This is a genomic window from Mesorhizobium sp. M4A.F.Ca.ET.090.04.2.1 (assembly GCF_003999085.1).
Classification (GTDB): domain Bacteria; phylum Pseudomonadota; class Alphaproteobacteria; order Rhizobiales; family Rhizobiaceae; genus Mesorhizobium.
Genome location: NZ_RZOT01000468.1, coordinates 1 through 4,877, shown reverse-complemented (window position 1 = coordinate 4,877; position 4,877 = coordinate 1). Strand labels below are relative to the sequence as shown.

2 protein-coding genes and 1 pseudogene are annotated in these 4,877 nt (G+C 67.6%); 2 read left to right on the top strand and 1 reads right to left on the bottom strand.

What is annotated here, in order from left to right; translation table 11 throughout:
• Window positions 1-993 (top strand): annotated as a pseudogene (locus EN781_RS25800) (hydantoinase/oxoprolinase family protein); the annotation flags it as partial.
• Window positions 994-1,255: 262 nt separating this feature from the next.
• Window positions 1,256-3,418, top strand: coding sequence for a malate synthase G (locus EN781_RS25795; protein ID WP_126057233.1), 2,163 nt, complete (start codon window positions 1,256-1,258; stop codon window positions 3,416-3,418).
• 394 nt (window positions 3,419-3,812) lie between these two features.
• Here the strand turns inward: EN781_RS25795 and EN781_RS25790 are convergent.
• Window positions 3,813-4,877: YifB family Mg chelatase-like AAA ATPase (locus EN781_RS25790; RefSeq protein ID WP_145965622.1), on the bottom strand; the 1,065-nt coding region annotated here is incomplete at its 5' end.

Sequence of the window (4,877 nt, the reverse complement as noted above, 5' to 3'; positions counted from 1 at the left end):
GTGCCGCTGGCGCTGGCGGGCCTGGCGCATGGCGAGGCGGTGACATCGGAGCTGGAGCGGCAACTGCGGGCGCCGAATCCCGGCCGCATGGATGGCCGCTTCGCGGTGCGCACCGGCGTGCCGGACCGGCTTGCCGCCGGCCTCACCGCGCCGGAGGCAAAACTCTACGAGGCGATCGGGGCTACGCCGCTGGCGCTCGACAGGCTGCTGACCTCGAACGCCCAGAACGCGACGCTGAACCGGCTGGTGGCGCGCGGCCTGGTGCACATTTGCGGCTTCACGCCGTCGGATGCCGCCCATGTGCTCGGCAAGCAGGCCAACTGGCACGCCGCCACCGCACGCCTCGGCGCCGAGCTGTTCGCCCGCAAGCGCGACGGCCGCGGCCAGGCCATCGCGGCGACGCCGGAGGCGATTTCCGAACGTGTGCTGGTGACGCTGACCCGCTGGTCGGCCGAATACATTCTCGAAACCGCCTTCACCGAGGACGGGCTGGATGGCGCCGCCGCCGTCGCGCATGCGCTGGTGCAGCGCGCCGTCGATGCCCATCCCGGCATCGCCCGCCTCAGCGTGGCGCTCGACCGTCCGGTCATCGGCCTCGGCGCCTCGGCGCCGCTGCATTATGCCGGCCTGCCGCGGCTGGTCGGCAATGGCTGCGTCGTGCCCGACGATACCGACGTCGCCAACGCGCTCGGCGCCGTCGTCGGCCAGGTCCGCGTCTCCGCCGAAGCCCGCATCAGCCAGCCGAAGGAAGGGCTGTTCCGCCTCGCCTCGGGCCAGACGGTGCGCGACTTCACCGACGAGGCAGCGGCGCTCGCCGCGGCCGAGGCCGATGTCCGCGCCATCGTCGCCGAGCGCGCGAAAGATGCCGGCACCGACAATGCCGAGATCGACGTCGCCACCGAGCTCAAGGTCTCGACTGTCGAAAGCCAGCGCATGTTCATCGAGGCGCATGTGGTGGCGGTGGCATCGGGACGGCCAAGGATCGCGGTTTAGTGGCAATCTCCCCCTTGAGGGGGAGATGTCGCCGAAGGCGACAGAGGGGGTCGCCGCGCGTAGAGCGCTAACGCTTCGGTTGCAGCAAGAGCGTCGCGTCCAGTCGCACCAACCCCCTCTGGCCTGCCGGCCATCTCCCCCTCGAGGGGGGAGATCAGCAGCCTCGCCGACGGCAATTCTCCCCGCCTTCACCCTAAGCTGAATTGACCCTTCACCCCTGACATGCCAAAGGCCGCAAAGCCTTTCATCTGGAGAAGCCCTGATGACCGACCGCATCGAGACCGCCGGGTTGCAGATCGCCCGCGAGCTGCACGACTTCGTGGCGGCCGAGGCAGCACCCGGCACCGGCATTGACGCGGAAAAATTCTGGAACGGCTTTTCCGCCATTGTCCACGACCTCGCGCCGAAGAACCGGGCGCTGCTCGCCAAGCGCGACGCCATGCAGGAAAAACTCGACGCCTGGTACCGCCAAAACGGCGCGCCGCTCGACATGAGCACCTACAGGGCCTTTCTGGAGGAGATCGGCTATCTGGTGCCGGAAGGGCCGGCCTTCAGCGTCTCGACCGACAATGTCGATCCCGAGATCGCCGTCGTCGCCGGGCCGCAGCTGGTCGTGCCGGTGATGAATGCGCGCTATGCGCTGAATGCGGCGAACGCCCGCTGGGGTTCGCTCTACGACGCGCTCTACGGCACCGACGCCATTCCCGAGACCGGCGGCGCCGAGAAGGGCAAGGGTTTTAACCCGGCGCGCGGCGCCAAGGTCATCGCCTGGGCCAAGGATTTCCTTGACCAGTCGGTGCCGCTGACCTCTGGCAAATGGGCCGGGGTCAACGGGCTTTCGTTTGTCAACGGCATGCTGCGGCTGGGCGAGGGCGCCGGTGTCACGACACTTGCCGATCCCAGGCAATTCGCCGGCTATCGCGGCGATGCCGCCAACCCGCAAGCCGTGCTGCTGGTCAGGAACGGCCTGCATATCGAGATCCGCATCGACCGCGCCAACCAGATCGGCCGCACCGATCCGGCGGGGATCGCCGATGTCATCCTGGAATCGGCGCTGACCACCATCCAGGACTGCGAGGATTCGGTCGCCGCGGTCGATGCCGAGGACAAGGTCGTGGTCTACCGCAACTGGCTCGGCCTGATGAAGGGCGATCTCGCCGAAGAGATCAGCAAGGGCGGCAAGAGCTTCGTGCGCAAGCTCAACCCCGACCGCACCTACACCGCGCCCTCCGGCGGCGCGCTGACGCTGCCCGGCCGCTCGCTGATGCTGGTCAGGAACGTCGGCCACCTGATGACCAACCCGGCCATTCTCGACCGCGACGGCAATGAGGTGCCGGAAGGCATCATGGACGCCGCGATCACCGCGCTGATCGCGCTGCACGATGTCGGGCCGAACGGCCGCCGCGCCAATTCCCGCGCCGGCTCAATGTATGTGGTGAAGCCGAAGATGCACGGGCCGGAGGAAGTCGCCTACGCCGTCGAGATCTTCGACCGCGTCGAGGCCCTGCTCGGCATGGCCAAAAACACCATCAAGATGGGCATCATGGACGAGGAGCGGCGCACCACCGTCAACCTCAAGGAGGCGATCCGCGCTGCGCGCGAGCGCGTCGTGTTCATCAACACCGGCTTCCTCGACCGCACCGGCGACGAGATCCACACCTCGATGGAAGCCGGCCCGATGATCCGCAAGGGCGACATGAAGCAAGCCGCGTGGATTTCTGCCTACGAGGCCTGGAATGTCGACACCGGACTGGAGTGCGGGCTTGCCGGCCATGCCCAGATCGGCAAGGGCATGTGGGCGATGCCCGACCTGATGGCGGCGATGCTGGAACAGAAGATCGCCCATCCGAAAGCAGGCGCCAACACCGCCTGGGTGCCGTCGCCGACGGCGGCGACATTGCATGCCACGCATTATCACAAGGTCGACGTGCATGCCGTGCAGGCGGCGCTGAAGAGCCGGCCGAAGGCCAGGCTCGACGATATCCTCTCGGTTCCGGTGGCGGTGCGGCCGAATTGGACGCCCGACGAGATCCAGCGCGAGCTCGACAACAATTCGCAAGGCATTCTGGGCTATGTCGTGCGCTGGATCGACCAGGGCGTCGGCTGCTCGAAAGTGCCGGACATCAACGACGTCGGCCTGATGGAGGACCGCGCCACGCTGCGCATCTCTTCGCAGCACATCGCCAACTGGCTGCGCCACAAGGTGTGCTCGGAAATTCAGGTGCGGGATTCGCTGCAGCGCATGGCGGCGATCGTCGACCTGCAGAATGTCGGCGACCCGCTCTACCGGCCGATGGCGGCCGACTTCGACAATTCCATCGCGTTCCAGGCCGCCTGCGACCTGGTGTTCAAGGGCACAGTCCAGCCGAACGGATATACGGAGCCGGTGCTGCATAGACGGCGGCTGGAGCTGAAGGCGCGGTAGCCGCTGGCTGATCGCCTGAACGGCAGCGGCCCGTCATGGAACGTTTCCGATGTATTTCAAACCGACATAGGGCCCGCCCACCGCAACGTTGCCGTTGTTGCTGTTGGGCACCGCAAGCTGAGATGCAGCGGGCTTCCTGCTCTTCCGGCCTGGCTTCACGGCAGGCTTTCGTGCGCCCTGTTTGACCTTATGGTTTCGAGTGCCTTGTTTTGCGACTTGGTTCCGTGCGCCAGGTCCTCCTTGACCTGCGGCCGAAGCGTGCAGGACACTGCCCAGCAGCAAGGCCGCGGCGGCGGTTACGGCAATCCCCTTCCTGAACATGCCCGTCATCCCTCCAAAAGGTTCACTTCGGCACTAGCCTATATGTTTTGCCTACGCGCGGCATCCGGCGGCTCTACGCGGCCTGCGCCATGCGCTCCGCGCTCATCCGGTAGGAAATCGCCTCGGCGAGATGGATGCGCCCAACGGTCTCGCTGGCGTCGAGGTCGGCCAGCGTGCGCGCCACTTTCAGCACTCGGTGATAGGCCCGCGCCGAAAAGGCGAGCTTCTCGCTGGCGTCCTTCAGCAGCGTCAGGCCCGCGCTATCCGGCCTTGCGATCGCCTCGATGATCGCGGGCGGGCAATGCGCGTTGGTCGTGGCGCTGGCGGCGCCAAGCCGTTCGAGCCGCTCGCGCTGGATCGCGCGGGCGCGCGCCACGCGCTGCGCCACCGAAGCGCTGGCCTCGGCCTTGTCGGGCCGGATCAGGTCGCTGGCGGAGACCGCCGGCACCTCGATCCTGAGGTCGATGCGGTCGAGCAGCGGGCCTGAGATGCGCGCCTGGTAATCGGTGCGGCAGCGCTCGCCGCGCAGGCAGCGATAGCCGGGCTCGCCCGACATGCCGCAGCGGCACGGGTTCATCGCCGCGATGAGCTGAATGCGCGCCGGATAGGTGACGCGGTGGTTGGCGCGCGCGATCACGCAGTCGCCGGTCTCCAGCGGCTGGCGCAGCGCATCCAGCGTCTGCGGCGTGAATTCCGGCAATTCGTCGAGGAACAAGACGCCGTGATGCGCGAGCGAGACCTCGCCGGGCCGCGCCCGCAAGCCGCCGCCCACCATCGCCGCCATCGAGGCCGAATGATGCGGGGCGCGGAACGGCCGCCGGTCGGTGAGCTTGCCCTCGCCGAGCTCCCCCGCCACCGAGGCTATCATCGAGACTTCCAAAAGTTCCTTCGGCGCCAGCGGCGGCAGGATCGACGGCAGCCGCTGCGCCAGCATCGATTTTCCAGAACCTGGAGGTCCGACCATCAGCAGATTGTGACCGCCGGCCGCCGCCACTTCCAGCGCCCGCTTGGCACTCTCCTGGCCCTTGATGTCGGCAAGGTCGGGCAGGTCGCGCGCCGCAAGTTGGATGCCGGCCTCGGGCCGCGACAGCACCTGCGTGCCGCGAAAATGGTTGGCGATCGCGATCAGGCTGCGCGG